The organism is Paludisphaera mucosa (genome assembly GCF_029589435.1).
GTDB classification, from domain to species: Bacteria; Planctomycetota; Planctomycetia; order Isosphaerales; family Isosphaeraceae; genus Paludisphaera; species Paludisphaera mucosa.
Genome location: NZ_JARRAG010000002.1, coordinates 5,061,933 through 5,083,726 on the forward strand (window position 1 = coordinate 5,061,933; position 21,794 = coordinate 5,083,726).

A 21,794-nucleotide genomic window follows, 5' to 3' on the forward strand; every position below is an offset into this window, starting at 1 on the left:
GGGCGGTAGGATGAGGAGCCGTCATGACGATTGTCGACCGGGCGCCGTCGAGTTAGACTCGCGTGGGCGAACGATCGCCTCCAGGGCTTTGCTGATTCCGAGGCCGGCGGACGCTCACCGATGCACGCTCACCCGCCCCGCACGTCCCGTCCCTTCAGTCCCCGCGCGTGGTCGCCCCTCGCGTTCGCGGTCCTGTCGGCCGCCGCGGTCGCGACCGCTCGCGCCGGCTGGGGCGGCCCCGCCGCAGCGCCGCCGAGCGGGGCCGGGGGCCCGGCGGCCGTCGCGACGGCCCTCCCCGAAGGCGAGACGCTCCGGCAGGCCGCGAAGGGGCGCTTTCTGATCGGCGCGGCGGTCTCGTCGCGGCAACTGGGCGACCCGAAGATGGCGGACCTGATCGCGCGGCAGTTCGACAGCCTGACCGCCGACAACGAGTTCAAGCCGATATCGCTCCAGCCGCGGCCGGGGCAGTTCCGCTTCGACGCGGCCGACCGGATCATCGAGTTCGCCCAGGCCCACGGCATGAAGGTGGTCGGCCACACCCTCTGCTGGCACAGTCAGTCGCCCCGATGGTTGTTCGAGGGCGAGGACGGCAAGCCGCTGCCGCGCGACGAGGCGCTGAGGAACCTCAAGGCCCACATCGACGCGGTCGCGGGGCACTTCCGGCGGAAGGTGGTCGGCTGGGACGTGGTCAACGAGGCGATCAGCGACCGCCCGGGCGAATACCTGCGCGACACGCCGGCGCGCCGCGCGATCGGCGACGACTACGTCGTCAAGGCGTTCGAGTTCGCCCGGGAGGCCGACCCCGACGCCGAGCTGTACTACAACGATTACGGCGACGAGGAGCCCGGGAAGCTCGAGAAGACCCTGCGCCTGGTCCGCGAGCTGAAGGCCGCGGGCGCGCGCCTCGACGCGGTCGGCATCCAGGCCCACTTCGTCCTGAAGGACGCCGACTCGCCGGATCAGCTCGAACGGGCGATCGGGGCCCTCGCCGCCGCGGGCGTGAAGGTCGTCGTCACCGAGCTGGACGTGGACGTGCTGCCGCGTCGCGTCCGGGGGGCGGACGTCGCCGCCCGCGAGCGGGGAGCCGCCGACCCCTACACCGAGGGGCTCCCCCCCGACGTGGCCGAGGCGCAGGCCCGCTTCTACGAACGGATCTTCCGGGCCGTCCTGAAACACCCAGGAGTGGCGACGCGCGTCACCTTCTGGGGCACTCACGACGGGACGTCCTGGCTGAACTTCTTCCCTGCGGGTCGGCGCACCAACCACCCGCTCCTCTTCGACCGCGGACATCAGCCCAAGCCCGCCTTCGGGGCCGTCCTGGGAGTCCTCTCCAGTCCATGAGCGGGGGGCCCGGTAGCGAAGCCCCCTCCGGGAGGGTCTAATGTCACGACGCCGGCGGCTGTGGGGATCGCGACCCTCCGAGGTTCGCGAGCGATCCGCCTACGGCCGAGCTGCCGGGGCCGGCTTCAGCGGAGCAGAAGGGTCGGATCGATCACGGCGCGACGCGCCGCGGCCCGTCGAGGCGGAGTCCCCGTCCGGAATCTCGAAGCGGTGAAAACACCGGAGGTCCGTTCATGACCGTCGCGCGCTCCGTCTTCCTGCTCTCCCTCTCCCTCTTAGCGGCCTTCGCCCCGGCGATGGCCCAGCAGCCCGATGAGCCCGTCCCCGCCCCCACGAACGTCCCGGGGGCGGCCTATCCGAAGGTCCACGCCGACGGGCGCGTGACGTTCCGCATGAAGGCCCCCGATGCCTCCTCGGTCGCCTTCGGCTTCTTCGACAACCGGCGTTACCCGGGGACGAAGGGCGACGACGGCTTCTGGACCGCGACCACGGACCCTCAGCCGCCGGGCTTCCACTACTACCGGGTGTTCATCGGCGGCGCGGAGGTCAACGACCCTTCGAGCCGGACGTTCTACGGGACCGGCAAGGACGCCAGCGGCATCGAGATCCCGGAGAAGGGCGTCGACTACTATCTCCCGAAGGACGTGCCGCACGGCGAGGTCCGCGAGCGCTGGTACTACTCCAAGACGACCGAGGCCTGGCGCCGCGTCTTCGTCTACACGCCGCCCGGGTACGACGCCGGCCGCGATGCGCGGTACCCGGCGTTGTATCTCCAGCACGGCGGCGGCGAGGACGAGACCGGCTGGCCCGCCCAGGGGCGCATGGCCTTCATCCTGGACAACCTGATCGCCGAGGGGAAGGCGAAGCCGATGCTCGTGGCGATGGAACGCGGCTACGCCCGCCGGCCCGGCGAGGCGCCCCCCTCGTTCGGCCCGCCGGCCCCTCCCGCCGCGACCGCCGAGCCCGGAAGGCCGGCACCCCCGGCCGCACCCGCCCAGGGGGCGCCCCCGCGCCTTGATCTTAGCCGCATGTTCGGCGCGTTCGAGGACGTGATGATCAAGGATCTCATCCCGATGATCGATGCGACCTACCGCACGATCCCCGACCGCGAGCACCGGGCGATGGCCGGGCTCTCGATGGGCGGGATGCAGACGTTCCTCATCGGCCTCAAGCACATGGACGCCTTCGCCTACCTGGGCGGCTTCAGCGGCGCCGGCGGAGGATTCGGCGGCGCGGGCTTCGACCCGAAGACGGCCCACGGCGGCGTCATGGCCCAACCCGACGAGTTCAACTCCAAGATGAGGCTCATCTGGCTGGGCGTCGGCACGGCCGAGCCCGAGCGGATGTACGCCGGCGTCAAGGGTTACCACGAGGCGCTGGAGAAGGCCGGGATCAAGAACGTCTACTACGAGTCGCCCGGCACCTCGCACGAGTGGCTGACGTGGCGCCGCTGCCTCCACGAGTTCGCCCCGCTCCTGTTCCAGGACGCCGCATCGGCCGCGCAGGTCCCGGCCGCGCCCGCGCAGACGCCGGCCGCCCGGCGGCCCGGCCCGCCGGGCCGCGGCGCGATCGTGTTGAACGCCGACGACGTCCCCGCCTTCCCCGACCCGCCCGCCGGCGTCGACGCCGAGAGGGACGTGCCCCACGGCAAGCTGGAGATGGTCGGCTACGACTCGAAGTCGGTCGGCACGACGCGCAAGATGCAAGTCTACGCGCCGCCGGGGTACACGCCCGATCTGAAGTACCCCGTGTTGTACCTGCTGCACGGCATCGGCGGCGACGAGACGGAATGGCAGCGCTTCGCCCACCCCGAGTTCATCCTCGACAACCTGATCGCCGAGGGAAAGGCCGCGCCGATGATCGTGGTCATGCCCAACGGCCGCGCCCAGAAGAACGACCGGGCGGAGGGGGACGTCTTCGCATCGGCGCCGGCCTTCGCGGCGTTCGAGAAGGATCTGCTGGAGGACGTGATCCCGTTCGTCGAGTCGCACTACTCGGTGCAGGCGGACCGCGAGCACCGGGGCGTCGCCGGCCTCTCGATGGGGGGCGGCCAGGCGCTGAACTTCGGCCTCGGCCGCCTCGACACGTTCGCCTGGATCGGCGGCTTCTCGTCGGCGCCCAACACGAAACCCGCTTCGGAGCTGGTCCCCGATCCGGCGAGGGCCAGGGAACAGCTCAAGCTGCTCTGGGTCGCCTGCGGCAACAAGGACGGCCTGATGCGCATCAGCCAGGGCGTCCACGCCTACCTGAAGGAGAAGGACGTCCCGCACGTCTGGCACGTGGACGGCGGCGCCCACGACGCGATCGAGTGGAAGAACAACTTCTACCTGTTCGCTCAGCGCCTCTTCCGCTGACCGGCCGTCGCCGGGGTGAGAGGGGCCCTTCGCCGGGGTCTCGGCGGAGGGCCGTCGCGGGCGGCCACGGCGGTCACGCCGATGGCGGTGGGATCGGTCGGGGGCGCGATCGTGCCGAACAGGCCCGGGCGGCTCCCCGCCCGGCCGAGGACGTCCGCGTCGTCGGGCGTTGGAAGGGGAGGTGACGTTTCGTTCGTCCGGCCGCCTCGGCCATGCTCCCGATCGGCCCTCCCATCGAGGAAAGCACCCCGCGTGCGACATTCGGCCGACCCCCGTGGGGCCGGCCGCGTCGAACCTCGGGGATCAATCCTCCTCGCCCGAGTCCGACGTCCCCTTCTTCGCGTGGAAGAACTTGATGCCGAGCGTCCGCAGGAAGGTGTGGAGCCCGGCGTCCTGGATGGGGATCAGGTAGGCGGGGGTCCCCGACTCGTTGAAGTGGGCGTGCCAGAGGCCCGGGGGGGTGACGAACGCCGAGCCCGGCGCCCAGTCGGCGCGCTTGGGGTTGATGATCTTGCCGTCGGCGTCGAGGTCGCGGCCGATCAGGGTGTAGCAGCCCGGCTGGCAGTCGATGATGAAGTCGAGCGCGACCGACTCGTGGCGGTGCGGGAGCTGGATCGAGCCCACCGGCAGCACGCCGAACATCGTCCAGATGACGTGGGTGATGGTCCGCGTCTGGCCGAAGTTGCGGTTGGCCAGCAGGATGCTGACGCGGCTCCGCTTGGCCGCCGCGGGGTCGGCCTCGACCTCGGCCAGCCGGGCGACGGCCTCCTCGCGCGGGTAGAGGGTCGGCTCGAACCGGGGCTCGCCGGGCTTGACCCCCAGGTAGGTCAGCAAGGGTGCGTCGTGGACCCAGTAGAAGGCCGACTCCTCGTCGGCGTGGTGCTCGGCCCGGCTGCCGGCGGGGAGCGCGAAGAAGTCGCCCTGCTTCCAGGGCAGCTCGCCGCTCGCCAGGCTGGTCCGGCCCCGCCCGCGGATGACGTAATACACCTCGGACGTCGCCTCGGGCGTCGTCGCGATCGATTCGCCCGCCAGGATCCGGATGAAGTTGGCGCAGAGCGCCGGGCTGGAGGCCGGGCCCGGGCACTGCAGCGACTCGCTCAGGTCGAACGGGACGATCCGCGTCGGGCCCTCCTGGTGGATCCGCCCCGGGAAATCGGCCAGTGGGATTTTGGGGGTCAGCCCCGAGCCGATCGGGTTGGCCGCCTTGCTGTACTCGAAGTACTCGGCGTCCTCGGTCCATCGGGCCGACGTCGCCTCGGCCCGGGCCTCGTCCTGGAGCGTCCTGGTCATGGATCTTCCCCCCCTTTGAGAGTCGCGGCGGCCGTCCCCGCGACCGCCGACGGATACGAGCCGAGGATGCGGACCTCGGCCCCTCGCCCCATTATAACGGCCTCGCCCCGCCAGGGGGCGTCCCGGGACGTTGCAGGATGCGCAGGGCCTCGACCGCGGCGTCGCGCGGGTCGGCGCCGTGCCCGCCCAGCCCGACGGACCGGCGGCCTTCGGCCCATTCGCGGATGACCGGGAGGGCCTCCGCCGCGGCGCGGCCGAGCTTGCCGAGGGCCGCGAGGGCGGATTCGGCCGCGACGGGGTCGTCGGTCTCATCGAGCAGCCGGACGAGGTCGGGGACGGCCTCGATCGCGCCGACGGCCCCCAGCGCGTCGGCGGCCAGGGAGACGTAGAACGGGTCGGGGTCGTGGGCGACGCGCCGGTTCAGGACGTCGAGGAGCAGCGGGACCGCCGCCGCGGCCGGCGGTCCGATCGCGGCGAAAGCGTGCAGGCAGAAGGCCCTCGCGTTCGCCTCGTCGTCCTTCGCCATCGCGATCAGCCGCGGGACCGCCGGCGCGGCCGCGGGGCCGATCGCGGCGAGGGTCGCCACGGCCGACTCTTGATCCTGGCCGGTCCGGTCGTCCAGGATCGCCGCCAGCATCGGGACCGCGACGGCCGCGTCGGGGCCGATCGCCGCCAGGAACCGCAGGATGCGATCCTTCGTCTCCGGGCCGCCCCGCTCGTAGGCGCCGAGGACCACCAGCCGCGCCGCCGTCTCGGCCAGCAGGCGGCTCGTCGCTTCCCGCGCCGCGAGGCTCCGGACGGCGTGCGCCAGGTCGTCGTAGATTCGCAGGCCGTCGTTCCAGGGCTCGGGCGAGAACTCGCCGAACGATGCGAACCCATGGAAATACACGAGCGTGAAGCCCTCGCCCGTCGCGACCGCGAGATGAGTCGCACCGAAACGTTCGATGACGAACGGCTCGACGCGATGGGCCCGCCACCAGGCCAGGTCGTCGCCCGCCAGGAGCTCGACCTCGACGGCCAGCCTCGCGTCCAGCTCCCGACGTGCGTCCGTCTCGCTTTCAGGCATTCGATGGGTCCGACGCGCGCCGTGGAGGCGCGAGGAATCGCGGCCGTCGGGGAGCCGCCGTTGGAGGTCGGTCACTCGCACGATAGGCGCGTCGGCCGCGATCGTCCAGCCCGTCAGCCCTTCGCCGGCGGAAGGATCGACGGCCGGGCGTGGCGGCGGTCGAGGTCGGGCTCGCCGGGGCGGCGGAACTTCTGGGCGTCGGCCGCGACGTCGTCCCAGAGGGCGGCCAGCTCGGCGAGGGCCGCCTCGGGGCGGGCCTGGGCCCGCGCGGCGGCGGCTTGCACCTTGTCGCGGAGGGCCGTCAGCGTCTCGATCGACATCGAGCCGGAATCGGTGGCCGTCGCCAGCAGGCCGTGCGCGGCGCGGACGGCGTCGTCCCAGGCGCGGGGGTCGACGCCGGGGGGCTGCACCTTCAGCATCCCGAAGACCGCGGGCGCGACCTCGCGGCGGCCGAACTCGGACCGCTGTTTGTAGCCGACGAGGCCCGGCCGCAGGATCGCGAACAGCCCGATCCAGAAGAGCGTGATCGTGATCAGCCCGCCGATCACGAACCGCCGTCCCGAATAGCGGACCTCGCCGCGACCGACCGCCCGATCGAGGCGGGGCCGGGGCGTCGACTCGGGATCCTCGGGCTTCCAGGAGCGGGGCGGGGCCCCTTCGTTCGGCGTGGTCGTCATGGGGGTAGGTGCTTCGGCGGGGGAGGTTTCGCGGCGGACCCGTTCCGGGCGATCGATTCGACAGCGACATTCTACCGCCGACGGCCCGCGAATGGCACGATCGGGCCGGAGCCCGCCTCAGCGCCAGGCCGGGCTCGCCCACAGGCCGGGGGCCGAGACGGCGGGTTTTCCGGCGTCGGACCCGAGCGGCAGGATGGTCGGCTCGGGGGCGGCCCCCTGGCGGAATCGCATCATCAGGAGCCGCTTCCCGTCGGGCCCGAGCGACGGGAAGTTGTAGTCGGGCAGGCCGCCGGCGTAGGGCTTGGGGTCGCCGCCGTCGAGGCCGCACGTCCGCCAGGCCTTCGCCGCGTCGTCCCGGAACAGGATCGTCCGGCCGTCGAGGAGGACCGGGAAGTTCCCCTGGCGGATCCTCTCGACCTTCCCCTCCATGTCCATCCGGCAGATCCACGGGGTCCGCGCGGATTGCAGGTCGTCCGGGTCGGCCGATTCGCGGGAGAGGAAGACGAAGCCCCGGCCTTCGGGCAGCCAGGAGAAGAAGGCCTGGTCTCGGGCCCGGCCCAGGGGCCGGGACTCGCCCGACGCGACGTCCACGAGGACCGCCTGCTGATCCAGCACGCGCTCCGTCGGCCCCCTGTGCAGCGCGACGAGCGTCTCGCCGTCGGGTGAGAGGGCGGGCTGCATCGTGATCCCGATGGCCAGCAACTCACCCCCCAGGCGGCGGTTGGCGCCCGACTTCAGGTCGATCTCGTACAGGCCGACCGTGCCTTCGAAGGGGTCGACGCTCGAGACGGCCACGCGGGTCCGGCCCTTCAGGAAGCACCCCGGGATGGAGGTCGACCCCTCGAAGGGGATGCGGCGGAATCGCCCCGTGCTGAGATCGAGCAGCCGGCCGTCGGTGTCCGATCCCTTCATGCCCGGGCGCCAGGTCCCGGCGTGGCCGAGCACGGCAAGCTCGGCCCGATCGCCCTCGGTCGGGTCGCTCGTGAAATCCTCCCAGGACTTCCCTTCGACGCGGAAGGCTTCGGGATCCTCGCGGTCGATCCAGCGGAACTCCCGGATCTCCGTCCGCTTGTCGGCGGCCCCGAACTGGACCAGCATCCCGGCGGCGAGGTCGACCTTCACGGCGACGCCCCGCTCCAGCGCGGCGCGGATCTCGTCGATAGTCCGGCGAACCTCGGGGGTGAGGGCCTTCGGAGTCTGCTTCTCCACCTGATCGAATGCGGCGAGCATCTGGCGGGCCTGCTGCTTCTGGTGCTCGGCGAGCGGCGTGCGATAAGTCGCGATCCCGTCCTTGGTCCCCTCGTAGACGTCGAGGCCGACGTCCTCGGCGTCGGGGATGACGTGCGGCTGGGACAAGGTGAGGAAGTGGTAGGCCGTCCCCAGCTCGAACGGGGCCTCATACGGCCGGTATTTCCCGGCCTTCTTGCCCTCGGCCGCGTACCACACCCCGTCGCGTTCGATGATGCGGATCATCTCGGACCGCCGCCCCTGGGCCGCCATCGAGAGCGTCGTCCGCCTCCGGGCGGGGGTCGCCAGGACCTCGACCAGCACCTCGACCCCGCCTTGCAGGTAGGTCGTCGCCTTCCAAATGCACGCCTCCTTCTGCATCCGCGCGGCCGTGGCCCTACCGGCCGCGGCGATCGCGGCGACGTCGGGCGCCGGCCCGGCTTGCTGGGCCGGGGCCGGCGGGGCGGCGGCGAGGAGCAGGCAGGCGCAGGCCCAGGCGGCCGGGGTCGGGCGGCGTCGGTTCATCGTGGCCTCTCGGGTTCGGGCGGGGCTGATCGTCGAGACGGAAGCGTGCGCGGGCCGATCCGGAGGCCCGGGGAGAGGCCCGCGGCGACGCGACTCCTCCTCGCGACGGATTCGTCGCGTGGGCCGCTCGCACGATCGTAACGACCGGATCGCGACCGTCCAACGGTCAGGTCCCCCGCCGACCCTCCAGCCGCCGCGCGACGTCGGGCTCGACGCCCTTCGCCAGGCGATTCCCGAGCGTCGCCTTCCAGCTCGCCGAGAGCGCGGGGAGAGCCGCCAGGTCCGCGGCCCCGGCGCGGTCGGCCTTGTCGTGGTGCATGATCGTGTTGGCCCGCGCGATCGACCAGTCGGGGTGGGGCCGTTCGACGAGGACGAGGGGAGAGCCCGCGGCGACGAGGCCCTCGGTCACGACGCGGAAGTACCAGCCGGTGCGGCCGGAGTCCTGGACGAGCAGGGTCAGCGTCTTGATCTTCCAGCGGCGGGCGAGCTTCCAGCAGGGCTGGCGGGGCTGCGAGACCTGGACGACGGCCTCGCCCACGCGGAAGACGTCGCCGATGCAGACGTCGCCCTCGGCCAATCCCGCGATCGTGAAGTTCTCGCCGAACGCGCCGAAGGCCATGTCGGGCAGGCCCAGCTCGCGACGCCAGTCCGGGTAGTGGGCCGCCGGGTAGCAGCAGACGGCCTTGTCCACGCCGCCGTGGTTCTCCAGGTCGGCCTGGCCGTCGCCGTCGAGGTTCGTGCTCCGCAGCGCGACCGGGCCGACTGCGGGCTCCTTCCAGAACCCGCTGACCCAGGGCCGATCCATCGGGTCGGCCGCCCCCTCGGCCCCCAGGTCTCGAGGACGCCCCACCTGGATGGAGGAGAGAACCGCCGTCGCCATCGCGTCACCCCCGTTGAAGTCCGGACGATCCGAGGATTACCAGACGCCCCGCGCCGGGGCAAGTTCGGCCGGTCGGCCGCCCTCGCATGAATACCGGTTCAGGTTTCCACGAATTCTTGGACTTGAACGCGTCCGACGACGCTCTTACCCTTGTTCGGGGGGAACCCGAAGGGAGCGACGCGCCTACCAGAGACGACCGCCGCTTATGACCATGCCGAGAATCCTTCGCGTCGTCCAGGGCGTCGGCCTCGCCTGCTCGCTCGCCGCCGGGACCGCGTCCGCCGGCGAGCCCGACGGCGACGACGCCTACGCGCGCCGGGTGCTGCCGCTCCTGGAGCGGTACTGCATCAACTGCCACATGGAGGGGGACGCGAAGGCCGGCCTGGCCCTCGACCGCTACGACGACCAGGCCGCCGCGCTGAAGGACGGCAAGACCTGGCTCCGCGTGCTCGACGCGCTCGACGGCGGGACGATGCCGCCCCCCAACAAGCCGCGGCCGACCCTCGCCGAGATCGAAACCGTCACCGGCTGGATCGAGCACGACTACCTCGCCGCCCAGTGCGGCCAGGGCCGGCCCCCGGCCCCCGTCGTGATCCGCCGCCTGAACCGCCAGGAGTACGACGCCACGATCCGCGACCTGCTGGGGCTCGACCTGAAGCTGGCCGCGACCCTCTTCCCGGCCGACGACGTCGGCTTCGGCTTCGACAACGTGGGCTCGGCGCTCAACGTCTCGCCCGTGCTGGTCGAGAAGTACCTCGACGCCGCCGAGGCCGCCCTGGCCGCCGCGATCCGGCCCCCGGACGTCGCCGGCTTCCCCCCCGTCGAGCTGATCGGCCTGCAGACGTACCGGCTCCCCCCCGACAAGCCCGTCGAGTTCGCCCACGCGCTCAAGCCCGGCCGCTACATGGTCGACTTCAGCCTCGTCCGCGTCGGCGTGGAAGAGTCGGTCACGCCCCCGAAGCTGGTGGTCGGCCTGGGCAAGGACCGCCGCACCGTCGACGCCGCCAGCGTGCAGGACGAGACGGTCGTCTACCGCTACTGGCTGACCGTCGTCGACGGCGACAAGTCGGCCTTCGTCACGCTCGCCCCGGGACAGGCCGAGAGCGAGAACGTCGTCGCCCCCAAGCAGGTCGGCGCGGCCGCCGGCGGCGACCAGCGCTACGGCGGCGACCGCGGCCTGCACGTCGACTCGATGGTCGTCCGCGGGCCGGTCGTCGTCGACGAGGCGGGCCTGCCCGAGTCGCACCGCCGCATCCTCTTCGCCGCGCCCGACCTCGGCGACGCCGCCCGGCTCGACGCCGCCCGCCGCGTGATCGCGCGGTTCGCCGACGCCGCGTTCCGCCGGCCCACGCCCGCCGACGAGGTCGACCGCGTCATGGCCGTCTTCCGCCTGGCCGACGACCGCGGCGAGAGCTTCGAACGCGCCGTGCAGGTCGCCTTGACGTCGATCCTCGCCTCGCCGCGCTTCCTCTACCTGGTCGAGCCCGACGCGGGCTCGCCCGGCGTCGATCGGCCGCTCGACGAATTCGAGTTGGCGAGCCGCCTGTCGTACTTCCTGTGGAGCAGCATGCCCGACGCGGACCTGTTCGAGCAGGCCCGCGCGGGGTCCCTGCGGGCGAACCTCCGCGAACAGGTCGCCCGGATGCTCGACGACCCCAAGTCGGCCGCCTTCGTCGCCAACTTCGCCGGCCAGTGGCTCCAGCTCCGCCGCCTGGAGGGCGTCGCCCCCGACCCCGACCGCTTCCCCGGCTTCGACGAGACGCTGCGGGCCGCGATGCGCGAGGAGACCGAGCGGACCTTCGCTCACGTCCTGCGCGAGAATCGCAGCATCCTCGAGCTGCTGGACGCCGATTACACATTCGTGAACCCCGCGCTGGCGAAGCATTACGGGATGGAAGGCGTCGAGGGCGAGGGCTTCCGGCGGGTCGTCCTGACCGACGGCCGCCGCGGCGGCGTGCTGACGCAGGCGAGCGTGCTGACCCTGACGTCGAACCCCAACCGGACCTCGCCCGTGAAGCGCGGCCAGTTCATCCTCCAGCAGCTCCTGGGCACGCCGCCCCCGCCGCCGCCGCCGGACGTCCCCAAGCTGGACGACGACAAGCACGCGGGCGACGCGGTCTCGCTCCGCGAGCGGATGGAGCGGCACCGGGCCGACCCCCAGTGCGCGTCGTGCCACCAGCAGATGGACGCCCTGGGGTTCGCCCTGGAGAACTACGACGCCGTCGGCCGCTGGCGGGCCAGCGACGGCGAGGCCCCGGTCGACGCCTCGGGCGAGCTGTCCGGCGGCCGCGCCTTCTCGGACGTCGGCGGGCTGAAGAACGTGCTCCGCTCGACGGCCTCGAAGAAATTCGCGCAGTGCCTGATCAAGAATATGCTAACCTATGCCCTGGGGCGGGGCCTGGAGCCCGCCGATTTCTGCACGATCGAGGACGTCCGCTCGCGCCTGGCCGGCGACGGCTGGCGGATCCGCAACGCCGTCCTCGGGATCGTGGAGAGCCCGGCCTTCCAGAACCGCGGCGTCGCCCCCTGAACGGGACCTCCTCTCCCGCCGCCGCATCCCCGCATCGAAACGTCGACGCCTGTGAGGAGGATCGGATGACGAATCTCAGCCGACGCGCCACGCTCCGCGGACTGGGGGCGGCCCTCGCCCTGCCCTGGATGGAGAGCCTGGCCCCGTTCGCCCGCGCCGCCGGCGCGGTGAGGGCCGACGCGGGCAAGCCCCCCGTGCGGATGTGCTGCTGGTACGTCCCCAACGGCGTCCACCTGCCGGCCTGGTTCCCCGACCACGAGGGGGCGATCGTCGACCTGCCGCCGACGCTCGAACCCCTGGCGTTCGCGCGGGAGTCGCTCTCCACCTTCCACGGCCTGATCCACAACACGGCGTCGACCAACGGCGACACCGAGGGCTGCGGCCACGGCCAGGGGGCGGCCAGCTTCCTCACCGGCGCGCAGGCGGCCAAGTCGCAGGACGCCGTCCGCGTCGACGTCTCGGTCGACCAGCTCTACGCCCGCCACGTCGGCTCGGCCACCCGCTTCCCCAGCCTGGAGCTGGGCTGCGAGTCGCCCCGCTCGGGCAACGCCTTCGGCTACAGCGGGGCCTACAAGACCCACATCTCGTGGCGCAACCCGACCTCGCCGGCCCCCTACGAGCTGAACCCCAAGGTCGTCTTCGACCGCCTGTTCACGAAGGGGACCAACAGCCTGACGCAGGCGACCGTGGCCGACCGCGACTTCTACCGCAAGAGCCTGATCGACTACGTCCGCGACGACGCCGACCGCGTCCGCCGCGCCGTCTCGTCGAACGACCGCCGCAAGCTCGACCAGTACCTGACCGGCGTCCGCGAGGTCGAGCGGCGGATCCAGCAGTCGGCCGCGTCCGCCGCCGACCTCCCCGGCGACTTCGCCCGCCCGGCCGGCGTCCCCGAGGACTTCGACGAGCACCTGCGGCTGATGTGCGACCTGATGGTCCTGGCCTTCCAGACGGACGCCACCCGCGTGTCGACCTTCATGCTGACCAAGGAAGCCTCGGACCGGAACTACCCCTGGCTCGGCTTCACCGACGGCCACCACGAGCTGTCGCACCACGGCAACGACCCCGAGAAGAACCGGAAGCTGCGCGCGATCGACCGCTACCACGTCTCGATCCTCGCCTACATGGTCGAGAAGATGACGACGATCGAGGAGGCCGACGGCTCGACGCTGCTGGACAACTCGATGGTCCTCTACGGCAGCGGCATCGCCGACGGCGACCGCCACGACCACGTCAACCTGCCCGTCGTCCTCGTCGGCAAGGGGGGCGGCGCCCTCCGCGGCGGCCGCCACCACCGCTGCCGCGCGGAGACCCCCATGGCCAACGTCCTGCTCACCATGCTCCAGCAGGCCGGCGTCCCCATCGACCAGTTCGGCGACAGCACCGAGTCGCTCTCCGACCTGGCCGTCTGAAACCCGGCCCCGAACGGCCTTCCCCCCTCGCGGGGGAAGGTGGCCCAAGGGCCGGATGAGGGGGAGACGAGCCGGGAAGCCCTCGGATTCCGGCCTCCCTCGCCATCCTCCGGATCGGGCCGCCTCTCGGCCGCTGATCCACCCCGCGACTCACACCCCCTCCCCGCCCCGACGACCCTCATCCGGCCTCCGGCCGCCTTCTCCCCGGGGGGAGAAGGACCCTTGGCGGCGACTCCTCGAAGATCAGGAAGCCCGACATGAGCATCCGGGAATCGATCCGGGCGATGATCGCGATGGGCGGCTGGGCGTTCGCGTCGGCCGCCCTCGCCGGCGCCGTCGACGACCTGAAGTCGGAGGACGTCGAACTCCGCCGCTCCGCCGCGGCGGCGATCCGCTCGGGGCCTCGCGACGCCCGCATCGCGGCGCTGCCGGGCCTGATCGACCGCCTGATGACCGAGAAGGACGGCCAGGTCCGCCTCTCCGTGCTCGACGCCGTGACCAGCCTCGGCCCCGACGCCGCGCCGGCCGTGGACGCCCTGGTGCACACCCTGCGCACCAATTACGGCGGCCAGGGCCGCGAGGAGTCGCACCAGGACTACCGCTCCGCCCTGGCGCTGGCGGCCATCGGCAAGCCCGCCGTCGAGCCGCTCCGCGGGCTCCTGAAGGAGCGCAGGGAGAGCGTCCGCGCCGAGGTCGTCATGGCCTTCGGCCGCATCGGCCCCGACGCCGCGGCCGCCGTCCCCGACCTGTCCCCGCTGCTCGCCGACCCCAGCGACCGCATCCGCACCGAGGCCGTCCGCTCGCTGGGCTCGATCGGCCCCGCCGCCGTCGACCCCTTGATCGCCGCATGCTCGGATGAGAACGCGAAGGTCCGTTCCGGGGCCGTCGAGGCCCTGGGCTACGCGACCGCGCCCGACCCCCGCGCCGTCCGCGCCGCGCTCGATCGGGCCCGCGACGCCGCCCCCGAGGTCCGCGCCGCCGCGCTGCGGGCCCTGACGAAGCTCAAGGCGGCCGTCCCCGAGGCCGACGCCCTGGCGGCCTTCCAGGAGAGCCTCCGCCACGCCGACCAGGCGGTCCAGCTCGCGGCCGTCGACGGCTTCGTCGAGCGGCCCGCGCTCCTGCCGAAGGCGGCCGACGAGCTGGAGGCGCTGCTGATCGCTCCCGGCGAGGGCGTCGCGCGGCGCGCGGCGTTCCTGATCGGGCGGATGGGGGCCGACGCCGCGCCGAGGCTCCTCCGCGCCCTGGCCGACGAGCACAGCCCCGTCGAGGCGATCGCCGAGGCCCTCGCCCACCTCGGCCGTCCGGTCGTGCCGGCTTTGACGGCGGCCGTCGACTCGCCGACGCCACGCGTCCGTCGCGCCGCGATCCTGGCCCTGGGGAGCCTCCGCCCGCTCGCGCCGGGGGCCGTCGAGATCCTTTCGAAGGGCCTGCGCGACCCCGACCCCGGCGTCTCGGCCGCGAGCCTCGCCGCGCTGGGCAATCTCGGCCCGCGGGCCGCCGCGGCGCTCCCCGAGATCCGCGCCCTTCTCAAGGCCGACTCGGCCGACCTGCGGGCGAAGGCCGTCGACGTGCTCGCCCAGGCGGCCCCGCGCGACGCCCGGCTCGCCGACGACTTCCTGGCCGCGGTCGACGATCCCGCGCCGGCCGTCCGGCGCCGGGCCCTCGAACACCTCCGCGGCCTGGGGACGCTCGGCCGCCGCGCCATCCCGCCGGCGATCGCGAAGCTGTCCGACCCCGACGACGACGTCCGCGCCGCCGCCGCCGACTTCCTGGGCGGCCACGGCCCCTCCGCCGCCGAGGCCGTCCCGGCGCTGACGACCCTGCTGAGCAGCCCGACGCCCCGCCTCCAGGTCCTCGCCGCGCAGACGCTCGGCAAGCTGGGCCGCACCGCGCAGCCGGCCTTCGAGGCGGTGGCGGCGCTCCTGGAGTCGCCCAGCGTCGAGGCCCGCGAGGCCGCCGCCCAGACGCTCGGTGGGCTCGACCTCGACGCCGAGGCCGTCCGCCCCCGCCTGGCCCGCGCGCTCCGCGACGAGTCGTCCGTCGTCCGCAAGGCCGCCCTGCGGACCGTCCAGCGGTTCGGCCCGGCCGCCTCCTACTTCGCCCCCGACGTCATCCTGATGGCCGTCGAGAAGGAGGACCGCCCGGCCGTCGAGCGGATGATCAAGCGCCTCGAACGCCGAGGGCCCGACCCCCGCACCATCCCCGAGCTGGCCGCCCGCCTGGGCCACGACCACCCGGCCGTCCGCCTCCTCGCCATCAAGCTCCTCGCCCTCGCCGGCCCCGCCGCCTCGACCGCCCTCCCCAGCCTCGAACGCCTCCGCGAAGACCCCGACGCCGAGGTCCGCACCCAGGCCAAGGCCGCCTGCGACCAGATCAAACCCGCCAAGCCCCCCGGCCAGGCCTGACGGCCGCTCTCGCCGCCCGGTCGTTTGACAGGCGCGCCCGCTCGATCCAGAATGACGTGAGCGGATGGATGAGAGGAACGGCCTCGGTGCGTCCGGGACGACGTCGCCCACGAACCTGGCGGTGAACGAGATGACGGACGAGCATGCGGAGGATCCGGGAGGGCCGGCGGCGACGCCCGACGCGCCGGGCGATGTCGTCGTCGCGAAGCCCCCGCATTCGCGGGCGCGGCGGTGGTCGACGCGGGCTCTGAAGATCCTCGCGGCGTCGTTGGTGTTCTGGCTGGTCCTGGCGTACCTGATCGCGCCGTTTTTCTGGACGCACTACGAGCACCACCCGGCGATGGTCGAGGCGCCGCGGACGACGGTCACGGCGCAAGGGATCCCCGGCGACCCGCTGAACGTGGGCCTGATCGGGACGAAGGCCGAGCTGGTGCTGGCGATGGCCGACGCGGAGTGGGATCCGGCCGACCCGGTGACGCTCCGCTCCAGCCTGGAGATCGCCGGCAGCGTGCTGCGGGGCAAGCCCTATCCCGACGCGCCGGTCAGTCCCCTGTTCGTGTTCGGCCGCAAGCAGGACCTGGCGTTCGAGAAGCCCGCCGGCGCGAGCGCCAAGCGTCGGCACCACGTCCGCTTCTGGGAGTCGAGCGAGCTGGGCCGTGGCGGCGTGCCGCTCTGGATCGGGGCCGTGACGTTCGACCGGAGCGTCGGCCTGAGCCACCGCACCGGCCAGATCACCCACCACATCGGCCCCGACGTCGACGCCGAGCGCGACGCCCTGATCGCCGGCCTCCGCGAGCGCGGTCGGCTCCGCGAGATCTATCAGGTCACCGGCGTGGGCGCGACCCTGTTCGGCCGCAACGGCGGCGGCGACGCGTATTACACCGACGGCGAGCTGACCATCGGCGTCCTCATCGCCGGCGACCGCAGAGACCAGGCGCCGGCCACGCTCGACAACCCGCCCGTCATCTGGTTCAAGGAACAGCTCTGGTCCGTCGTCAAGCCGATGCTCGAATCGCTGCCGGCCCCCGCGCCGGAGGATGAGCAGCCTTGAGACGCATGACCCGACGCGACGCGTTGCGCGCCGGCGGGGCCGGGATGCTGCTCGCGACGGCTTCGCGGAGCCCCGCGCAGGCCGTCGCCGAAGGCCGCGTCATGACCGTGCTCGGCCCGATCGCGCCCGAGGACATGGGCGTCACGCTGCCGCACGAGCACGTCCTGGTCGATTTCGTCGGGGCCGACGCCGCCTCGCCCGATCGCTACAAGGCCGACGAGGTCTTCGCCGTCGCGCTGCCGTATTTGAAGAGGATTCATGAGCAGGGGGTGCGGACGTTCGTCGAGTGCACGCCGGCCTTCCTCGCCCGCGACCCGGCGCTGCTGCGGCGCCTTTCGGAGGCCTCGGGCCTGCACGTCCTGACCAACACGGGGTATTACGCGGCGTCGGGCGGGAAGTTCCTGCCGGGCCACGCGCGGACCGAGTCGGCCGACGCCCTCGCCGCGCGCTGGCTGGCGGAGTGGCGCGACGGGATCGGCGGGACGGGGATCCGGCCCGGCTTCCAGAAGATCGGCGTCGACGGGGGGCCGCTCCCCGAGGTCGGCGTCAAGCTCGTCCGCGCGGCGGCCCGCGTCCACCTGGCGAGCGGGCTGACCATCGCCGCGCACACCGGCGACGGCCGGGCCGCGATGCAGGAGCTGGACGTCCTCCGCGAGGAGGGGGTCGACCCCTCGGCCTTCATCTGGGTCCACGCCAACGCCGAGCCGGACCCCGCCCTGCACGCCGAGGCCGCCTCGCGCGGCGCGTGGGTCGAGTTCGACGGCGTCGGGCCCGGCTCGGTCGACCGCCACGTCGAGCTGGTCGCCGCGATGAAGGGCAAAGGCCGGCTCGGCCGCGTGCTGCTCTCGCACGACGCCGGCTGGTATCACGTGGGCGAGCCCGGAGGCGGCGAATTCCGGCCGTTCGACACGCTGTGGAAAGACCTCGTCCCGGCCCTCCGCAAGGCGGGGCTCTCCGAGGCCGACGTCCGCACGCTCACCGTCGACAACCCCCGCGCCGCCTTCACGATCCGGGTCCGGCGGGCCTGAACCGCGTGCCGAGTCGACGACGAGCGGCCTCCCTTCTATGATGAGGGAGTGGCCGCGACCACGTTCGAGACCCATCGGGAGGCCCCGACCGCATGACCTCGCCCGCCGAGGACGTTTCGACCCCGGCGTCGCCGAGGCGGATCTCGCGGCGTCGCCGCTGGCTGTTCCGCATCGTCACCCTGCTGGCGGTCGCCGGCGCGCAGGAGGCGCTCTTCCGCGTCCTCTTCCCGCTGCCCGAGGTCCTGGGGTTCAACCGGATCCATTACCAGCAGATGGCTCAGTCCCACCCCCAGATCGGCAAGGCGATGGAGCGCGGGCTGGTCTACGATCGGCTGCTGATCGACAGCCGGCCCGACGGCTTCGCGGAGGTCCACAACCTCAACCTGTACGGGTTCCGGGGGCCCGATTTCCGGATCGCCCCCACGCCGGGACGTCGGCGGATCCTGGTGATCGGCGACAGCGCCGTCGAGGGCGAGGGCGTCGACGATTCGGCGACGATCACCGCCGAGTGGTCGCGGCTCCTGGCCCGCGACGGGACGGCCGCCGAGGTGATCAACCTGGGCGTGATCGCCGCCAGCCTGCCCCACCTGTGGATCCTGACCCGCGACGCGGTGGCGCTCCTGCGGCCGACCGACGTCGTCGTCGCGCTCTACCCCAACGACCTGCCGGCCCCGGCGGACGAACGTTCGTTCGACTCGCCCGCGCCGCGGTTCGCCCCCAACGACGAGGCCTTCCGACGCCCCCGCCTGGCCGTGCTGGTGGATCGTGCCCTCTACGAGAAGCCGATCCACCGCCGCTGGCCGCACCTGCCGATCCGCTTCTTCGCACCCGTCCCCGACGGCACCAACCCCTGGTCCAGCAAGGCCCGGCCCGATGCGCTCAAAGATGAGCTGTATCAAGACATGAAGGCAGGACGACTCAACCCGTGGCTGTACCACCAGTCGCGGGACATGCCCAGGCTGCTGACGCACGACTTCGCCGCAGGCGGCTCGCCCCGGGAGTTCCTGGCGCGGATGGAGGCGGTCTGCCGGTCGGTCGGGGCGGGGATGATGGTCGCCTACACGCCCTTCTGCGGCGTCGTCCATCCGCGATACGCCCCGGCCCTCGTCGAGCTGGGCATGGACCGCGACGCCGCCGCCGCGCTCGCCGTCGACCCGAGATTCCGGAGCCAGAATCGCGTCCTGGCCGAAGTCTGCGACGACCTGGGCCTGCCGCTGGCCGACGCGACGGCCGACCTCGTCGCCGCCGAGGCCGCCGGGACCCCTCAGTACTGGCCGTACGACACCCACCCCGACGCCCGGGGCTACGCGACGATCGCCCGACGCCTCCACCTGGTCTGGAAGGCGTCACGTCCCGAGGCCTCGAAACCCTCTCCCCCCCCCGGAGCCGCCCCATGAACCGACTCGTCCTCGCCGGCCTGCTGTTCGCCTCGCTGGGCGTCCCGGCCCTCGCGCAATCCCCGACGAAGGAGGACGACGCGGCGGTGCGCTCCGTCGTCGCCCGGTACGTCGACGCCCGCGAGGCCCGCGACGCCAAGGCCGTCGAGGCCCTGCTCACGCCCGACGCCGATCAACTCGTCTCCGACGGCACCTGGCGCCGCGGCCGCGAGTCGCTGGTCCAGGGGATGCTCGAATCGTCGCGCAAGAATCCGGCGAAGCGGACGATCGAGGTCGAGTCCGTCCGCCTCCTCGCCGCCGACGTCGCCCTCGCCGACGGCCGCTACACCCAGGTCGGCGCCGACGTCCGCGCCATGTGGACGTCCATCGTCCTGACCCGCACCGCCGACGGCTGGAAGATCGCCGGGATCCGCAACATGCTCCCCTCCCCGCCGGCGGCGAAGTAGGCCCTGGTCGATTTGCGACGCGAGACTCCCTTCTCCCCGCCGTGGGGGGAAGGCCGTTAGAAGTTGGAAACTCGACCTGCACGAACACGCCACGGTCGAGAATCCCCCCGCACGGAATTCATTCCCCGACCCGCGTTCGTGGGCATAATCTCCATGGACCTCGCGACGAACCGGTCGCCGCCTGGTGACGAGGACGATCGCGAGAGAGCCTTAAAATCTGCAACGCAAATCGACGAGCGAACCCAATTTTTCGAGCCTCGAAATCGGCCGTAAAGTGTTTGGAGATGGAATGATGCGGGAGATTCGGCCGGCAGCGGCCTGCGGCGAACGGAGCCTAATCGAAGCCTAATCGAAGCCGAGTCAAAGCCAACCGGCGACCGGCCGGATGGGCGGCTTCCCGGGTATAATGAGGATCGTCGTCGGGTGAATTCCGGGAGCCTGGGGGTCGTGTTTCGTGGAAAAGTGGAAGGCCGAGCTTGAAGTCGCCGAGGCCGCCGCGAAGGTCGGGGGCGGGGTCGCGGCCGGGTATTTCCAGGGCGGGCTGGCGGCGGACGTGAAGAACGCCGAGGGGGAGGGAAGTTACAACCTGGTTACCCAGGCCGACGTCGAGGCCGAGCGGGCCGTGATCGCGGTCATCAAGAAAGCGTTCCCCCACCATGCGGTCTACGGCGAGGAGCTGCACGAGGCCGGCGAGGACGCCGCCGCGGTCCTCGCCGCCGAGGACGTCTGGATCGTCGACCCGATCGACGGCACCAGCAACTTCGTCCACGGCATCCCTCATTTCGGGATCTCGGTCGCCTACTACCACCAAGGGGTCGCGACCGTCGGCGTCGTCGGCAACCCGCTCTACGACGACTGGTACACGGCCGTGCGAGGCGGGGGGGCCTTCCACAAGGGCAAGCGGGCGCGGGTCTCGCCCTGCACGCGGATCGACGAGGTGCTGGTCTCGTTCGGCTACTTCTACGACCGCGGCGCGATGATGGAGGCCACGCTCGAGGTCTGCCGCGAGATCCTGTTGCGCAAGGGGCACGGCCTGCGCCGGATGGGCGCCGCGACGCTCGACCTGGCCCACGTCGGCGTGGGCTCGACGGGCGCCTTCTTCGAGTACGAGCTGGCCCCCTGGGACTTCGCCGCCGGCCGCCTGTTCGTCGAGGAGGCGGGCGGCCGCGTCACCACCTGCCATGGCGAGCCCCTGACCCTGACCAAGACGAGCGTCCTCGCCTCCAACGGGCTCGTCCACGACGAAATGGTCGCGATCATGGGCGAACACTTCAAGCGGACGTGACGTCCGCGGATTTTCACGCGATCAGAGTTGCATAAATGCATTGATCGCGGCCAGGGTTTCGAGGGCGTCGGCGGCGATCGCGATCGACCCCGGCGGGGCGAGGGGCTCGCGGGGGTTGATGCGGATCAGGGTCGCCGAGAAGCCGTGGGCGGCCCGCTCGCAGAAGCCGCGGACGGTGGGGATGGCGGTCCCGGCGCCGCATTCGACCACGACGAGCCGGGCCTGGGCCTCGGCCAGGCCCTTCAGCCACGCGCGAAGCCGCGCGGCCTGGGCGTCGGACGCCGAGCCGTCCCAGCCGCCGTCGCCGAACATCAGGATGTTGGGCCGGGCGAGCGTCCCGCAGCGCGGGCATCGGGGCAGGTCGCCGACGGCCCGCATCGTCTCCGGGTCGATCGTCGCGGCCTGGCCCTCGGCGGGGAAGATCCCCACGCCGCACTCATCAAGGCATTGAAGAAAGTCGATTGCGCCGTGGACCTCGTGGATCCGGTCGACCGGGAACCCCGCACGCTGGAACTGGCCGTCGACGTTCGACGTGTAGACGAACCCCCCTTGCGGGGCTCGGTCGGCCCAGCGCTTGAGGATCGCGAAACCCTTGTGCGGCCGGGTCGCCCGGTAGAGTTCCAGGCGGTGTCCGTAGAAGCCCCAGGCCAGCCCGGGGTCCTGGCGGAACCAGCGGGGCGAGGCCAGGGCGACGAAATCCAGGCCGAGCTTCGCGTAGGGCGGATAGGCCTGCCAGAATCCCTGGCGGCCCCGGAAGTCGGGCAGGCCGCTGTCGACGCCCATCCCGGCGCCCGCGCCGATGAGGATCGCGTCGGCCCGCGAGACGGCCTCGGCGGCGCGGCGGGGTTCCGGCGTCGGATCCATGGTCGCCCCCTTTCGC

Annotated in this window: 16 protein-coding genes; 10 read left to right on the forward strand and 6 right to left on the reverse strand. The window is 72.4% G+C overall.

Annotated features, from left to right (window positions below; all coding sequences use genetic code 11):
- The first annotated feature begins 120 nt into the window (after nt 1–120).
- Together PZE19_RS29505 and PZE19_RS29510 are read left to right on the forward strand one after the other, a co-directional pair.
- On the forward strand, nt 121–1,341 hold the full coding sequence (locus PZE19_RS29505) for an endo-1,4-beta-xylanase (protein WP_277864190.1): 1,221 nt from the start codon (nt 121–123) through the stop codon (nt 1,339–1,341).
- Between the two features lie 233 nt (nt 1,342–1,574).
- Nucleotides 1,575–3,695 (forward strand): alpha/beta hydrolase-fold protein, encoded by a 2,121-nt coding sequence (locus PZE19_RS29510; protein WP_277864191.1) that lies wholly within the window; start codon nt 1,575–1,577, stop codon nt 3,693–3,695.
- A 303-nt stretch (nt 3,696–3,998) separates the two neighbouring features.
- Here PZE19_RS29510 and PZE19_RS29515 read toward each other — a convergent pair whose 3' ends face one another.
- The 5 genes from PZE19_RS29515 to PZE19_RS29535 all read right to left on the reverse strand — a co-directional run bounded on the left by PZE19_RS29515 (nt 3,999) and on the right by PZE19_RS29535 (nt 9,360).
- Nucleotides 3,999–4,985 carry a cupin domain-containing protein gene (locus PZE19_RS29515; RefSeq protein ID WP_277864192.1) on the reverse strand — a complete coding sequence of 329 codons (987 nt, stop codon included), beginning with the start codon at nt 4,983–4,985 and terminating at the stop codon, nt 3,999–4,001.
- Nucleotides 4,986–5,076: 91 nt separating this feature from the next.
- Complete coding sequence (locus PZE19_RS29520) at nt 5,077–6,051, reverse strand: HEAT repeat domain-containing protein (RefSeq protein ID WP_277864193.1); 975 nt, start codon at nt 6,049–6,051, stop codon at nt 5,077–5,079.
- A gap of 113 nt (nt 6,052–6,164) precedes the next feature.
- Nucleotides 6,165–6,728, reverse strand: coding sequence for a hypothetical protein (locus PZE19_RS29525; protein ID WP_277864194.1), 564 nt, complete (start codon nt 6,726–6,728; stop codon nt 6,165–6,167).
- A gap of 117 nt (nt 6,729–6,845) precedes the next feature.
- Nucleotides 6,846–8,480 carry a TolB-like translocation protein gene (locus tag PZE19_RS29530; protein WP_277864195.1) on the reverse strand — a complete coding sequence of 545 codons (1,635 nt, stop codon included), beginning with the start codon at nt 8,478–8,480 and terminating at the stop codon, nt 6,846–6,848.
- 166 nt (nt 8,481–8,646) lie between these two features.
- Nucleotides 8,647–9,360: an MOSC domain-containing protein gene (locus PZE19_RS29535; protein WP_277864196.1), complete on the reverse strand. Its 714-nt coding sequence runs from the start codon at nt 9,358–9,360 to the stop codon at nt 8,647–8,649.
- 205 nt (nt 9,361–9,565) lie between these two features.
- On the opposite strand from PZE19_RS29535, the gene PZE19_RS29540 reads away from it, so the two are divergent.
- The 8 genes from PZE19_RS29540 (at nt 9,566) to PZE19_RS29575 (ending at nt 20,914) form a co-directional block, all read left to right on the forward strand.
- Nucleotides 9,566–11,890 (forward strand): DUF1592 domain-containing protein, encoded by a 2,325-nt coding sequence (locus PZE19_RS29540; protein ID WP_277864197.1) that lies wholly within the window; start codon nt 9,566–9,568, stop codon nt 11,888–11,890.
- A 65-nt stretch (nt 11,891–11,955) separates the two neighbouring features.
- Entirely contained in the window at nt 11,956–13,302 is a 1,347-nt protein-coding gene (locus PZE19_RS29545) for a DUF1552 domain-containing protein (RefSeq protein ID WP_277864198.1), read from the forward strand.
- 257 nt (nt 13,303–13,559) lie between these two features.
- Entirely contained in the window at nt 13,560–15,707 is a 2,148-nt protein-coding gene (locus tag PZE19_RS29550; RefSeq protein ID WP_277864199.1) for a HEAT repeat domain-containing protein, read from the forward strand.
- A 130-nt stretch (nt 15,708–15,837) separates the two neighbouring features.
- Nucleotides 15,838–16,758: an LssY C-terminal domain-containing protein gene (locus PZE19_RS29555; protein WP_277864398.1), complete on the forward strand. Its 921-nt coding sequence runs from the start codon at nt 15,838–15,840 to the stop codon at nt 16,756–16,758.
- A gap of 5 nt (nt 16,759–16,763) precedes the next feature.
- Nucleotides 16,764–17,786 (forward strand): phosphotriesterase family protein, encoded by a 1,023-nt coding sequence (locus PZE19_RS29560; protein ID WP_277864399.1) that lies wholly within the window; start codon nt 16,764–16,766, stop codon nt 17,784–17,786.
- A gap of 92 nt (nt 17,787–17,878) precedes the next feature.
- Entirely contained in the window at nt 17,879–19,183 is a 1,305-nt protein-coding gene (locus PZE19_RS29565; protein WP_277864200.1) for an SGNH/GDSL hydrolase family protein, read from the forward strand.
- The gene (locus tag PZE19_RS29570; RefSeq protein ID WP_277864201.1) at nt 19,180–19,629 is read left to right on the forward strand and encodes a YybH family protein; all 450 of its coding nucleotides are present in this window, start codon (nt 19,180–19,182) and stop codon (nt 19,627–19,629) included. The genes PZE19_RS29565 and PZE19_RS29570 overlap by 4 nt, the downstream gene beginning before the upstream one ends.
- A gap of 454 nt (nt 19,630–20,083) precedes the next feature.
- Nucleotides 20,084–20,914, forward strand: a complete 831-nt coding sequence (locus tag PZE19_RS29575) for an inositol monophosphatase family protein (RefSeq protein ID WP_277864202.1) — start codon at nt 20,084–20,086, stop codon at nt 20,912–20,914.
- A 21-nt stretch (nt 20,915–20,935) separates the two neighbouring features.
- Here the strand turns inward: PZE19_RS29575 and PZE19_RS29580 are convergent, their stop codons facing one another.
- Nucleotides 20,936–21,778 carry an SIR2 family NAD-dependent protein deacylase gene (locus PZE19_RS29580; protein ID WP_277864203.1) on the reverse strand — a complete coding sequence of 281 codons (843 nt, stop codon included), beginning with the start codon at nt 21,776–21,778 and terminating at the stop codon, nt 20,936–20,938.
- Nucleotides 21,779–21,794 lie beyond the last annotated feature (16 nt).

Coding starts and splice junctions, on each gene's coding strand:
- PZE19_RS29580 (WP_277864203.1), bottom strand. CDS start 21,778: ATGGATCCGACGCCGGAACCCCGCCGCGCCGCCGAGGCCGTCTCGCGG.
- PZE19_RS29530 (WP_277864195.1), bottom strand. CDS start 8,480: ATGAACCGACGCCGCCCGACCCCGGCCGCCTGGGCCTGCGCCTGCCTG.
- PZE19_RS29525 (WP_277864194.1), bottom strand. CDS start 6,728: ATGACGACCACGCCGAACGAAGGGGCCCCGCCCCGCTCCTGGAAGCCC.
- PZE19_RS29515 (WP_277864192.1), bottom strand. CDS start 4,985: ATGACCAGGACGCTCCAGGACGAGGCCCGGGCCGAGGCGACGTCGGCC.
- PZE19_RS29560 (WP_277864399.1), top strand. CDS start 16,764: ATGACCCGACGCGACGCGTTGCGCGCCGGCGGGGCCGGGATGCTGCTC.
- PZE19_RS29550 (WP_277864199.1), top strand. CDS start 13,560: ATGAGCATCCGGGAATCGATCCGGGCGATGATCGCGATGGGCGGCTGG.
- PZE19_RS29545 (WP_277864198.1), top strand. CDS start 11,956: ATGACGAATCTCAGCCGACGCGCCACGCTCCGCGGACTGGGGGCGGCC.
- PZE19_RS29535 (WP_277864196.1), bottom strand. CDS start 9,360: ATGGCGACGGCGGTTCTCTCCTCCATCCAGGTGGGGCGTCCTCGAGAC.
- PZE19_RS29520 (WP_277864193.1), bottom strand. CDS start 6,051: ATGCCTGAAAGCGAGACGGACGCACGTCGGGAGCTGGACGCGAGGCTG.
- PZE19_RS29505 (WP_277864190.1), top strand. CDS start 121: ATGCACGCTCACCCGCCCCGCACGTCCCGTCCCTTCAGTCCCCGCGCG.
- PZE19_RS29570 (WP_277864201.1), top strand. CDS start 19,180: ATGAACCGACTCGTCCTCGCCGGCCTGCTGTTCGCCTCGCTGGGCGTC.
- PZE19_RS29510 (WP_277864191.1), top strand. CDS start 1,575: ATGACCGTCGCGCGCTCCGTCTTCCTGCTCTCCCTCTCCCTCTTAGCG.
- PZE19_RS29540 (WP_277864197.1), top strand. CDS start 9,566: ATGACCATGCCGAGAATCCTTCGCGTCGTCCAGGGCGTCGGCCTCGCC.
- PZE19_RS29565 (WP_277864200.1), top strand. CDS start 17,879: ATGACCTCGCCCGCCGAGGACGTTTCGACCCCGGCGTCGCCGAGGCGG.
- PZE19_RS29555 (WP_277864398.1), top strand. CDS start 15,838: ATGACGGACGAGCATGCGGAGGATCCGGGAGGGCCGGCGGCGACGCCC.